Here is a 1,728-nt window from a genome sequence, read left to right on the forward strand (position 1 = left end):
GGGGGTTCGCGGCGAACATCGCTGGGCACGTTCGTCTTCTGCCGTTGGCCGTCCATGGTGGATCGACGCGTCATCAGCCGGCGGGCGGGATAAGCATCGACTGCCATGTCTGATTCCGCGCCGCGCCATTGGCGAGGTCGGCCTGCGTGTGTAGGCGACCGTCGGGTCCGAGATAGCTACCGGTGGACGGGTCATAGGTCGCGGCGCCCAGAGCGGGCAGGCCAGGATCTTGTGCGGGCGCCTGGGGTGCCGAGGGCGGCCCTGGCGCCCACTGCGGGACGCTCTGGCCCGACGGGGTGGCGTTGGGATCGCCCTTCCAGTTGTAGCCATCGTTGAGCGGGACGTAGTTCTCGTTGCTCTCGCACATCTTCACTGTGGGCGCCCGTTTACCGGGAACCGTCTCGCAGGGGATGTTGCGCGCTCCGCGTACGTCGATCGACGAGTCCTGCGGCACCCGGCAGTACAGGTCACCCGCGGGGCGAGGCGGATAATCCACTTCACTGGCCGGTCGCTGCTGCTGGGCAGGCAGGAAGCCGGTGGTACAAGGTGCGGGCAAGTTCAGGTTCAGGTTGAAGTCCAGATAGAAACCTTTGTAATCCTGTTTGGTGTGGAGGTTGGGCACGATTCCGCCACCCATGATGGCGGTTCCCTGCGGTAGTAGCACCAGCAGTTGCTCAATGTCGTTCTGGTAGACGACTGCGACGTCGCCGATGCTGACGAGGTTTGCCAACACCAAAGGCAGCGTGGGCTGCAGCCGCTCGAAGAGCCGCCGCGTCTCGTCAGCCGCTGCTGGGCCACGCTCGAGAAGTCCGGTCACTGCGCTGTCCTGGCGTTCGAGTTGACCGGTCAAGCTGGCCAGATTCGAAGCCCACGCCTGGATCGAATCCGAGGTGTCACCTTGCGAGTCCAGCACGGGAGCCGACTGATCCACCACGGTGGTCAACGGGCCGAGGCTCCTTCGGGCATCGGCGGCCAGCGCCGTGGATGCTTTCACGAGGCGCGCGATCTCCGGCCCGAGACCGCCGACTGCGGTGTAGCTCTCGTCGATCACCGTCTTGAGATTCTCGTTGGGAATTGCCTCCAGCGCAGTGTTCGTCGTATCGAGAAGCGAGTTGATGTCGGCCGGCACCGAGGTGCGGTTCAGCGGAACGACGTCGCCGTCGCGCAGCGGTGCAGAGCCACCTTGCCGAGGCAGCAACGAGACGAATTGCTCGCCGACTGCGGACTGGCTGTGTACCTGAGCGTCGAGGTCGGAGGGAATGTCGATGCCCGATTTGAGGGACAGCACGGCGTCGACCCCGGTCTGGGTGACGCGGACGTCCGCCACCCGCCCGACCTCGGTTCCGCGGTACGTGACGTTTCCGCCGGCGTAGAGCCCCCCGGACTGGGGCAATTGCATTGTCACGGTGTAATGCCCGACTCCAGGGAGCACGCTGGACACCTTTATGTAGCCGAAGAGCGTGACCGAGCCCGCGATGAGGGAGATCACCGCGAACACCCCGAGCTTGATCAGAACGCGCCTCTCCAAGTGCATGTCAGGGCCCTTGGTTCGTCTGGTAGGGAATGGTCAGCGGGTTGCCGGAGGTGTACGGGCTGGGTTGCTGTCCGATCGTGCGCCCCCACTGCATCTCCAGCTGCGTGAGTTTGCCCTCGAAACGGGTGCCGGTGAGGAACGACGAGTCGAGCCGGCTCAGCGTCAAGTCGAGGACGAGGGTGAGGTTGGCGAAC

General features: G+C 64.8%; 1 protein-coding gene and 1 pseudogene. Both read right to left on the reverse strand.

What is annotated here, in order from left to right:
- Window positions 1-73: 73 nt before the first annotated feature.
- Window positions 74-1,534: an MCE family protein gene (locus ACRDUX_RS04790; protein WP_526411522.1), complete on the reverse strand. Its 1,461-nt coding sequence runs from the start codon at window positions 1,532-1,534 to the stop codon at window positions 74-76.
- Window position 1,535: 1 nt separating this feature from the next.
- Window positions 1,536-1,728: pseudogene (locus ACRDUX_RS04795) on the reverse strand (mammalian cell entry protein); the annotation flags it as partial.

Source organism: Mycobacterium sp. (assembly GCF_050701675.1).
GTDB lineage: Bacteria > Actinomycetota > Actinomycetes > Mycobacteriales > Mycobacteriaceae > Mycobacterium.

Coding starts and splice junctions, on each gene's coding strand:
- ACRDUX_RS04790 (WP_526411522.1), bottom strand. CDS start 1,534: ATGCACTTGGAGAGGCGCGTTCTGATCAAGCTCGGGGTGTTCGCGGTG.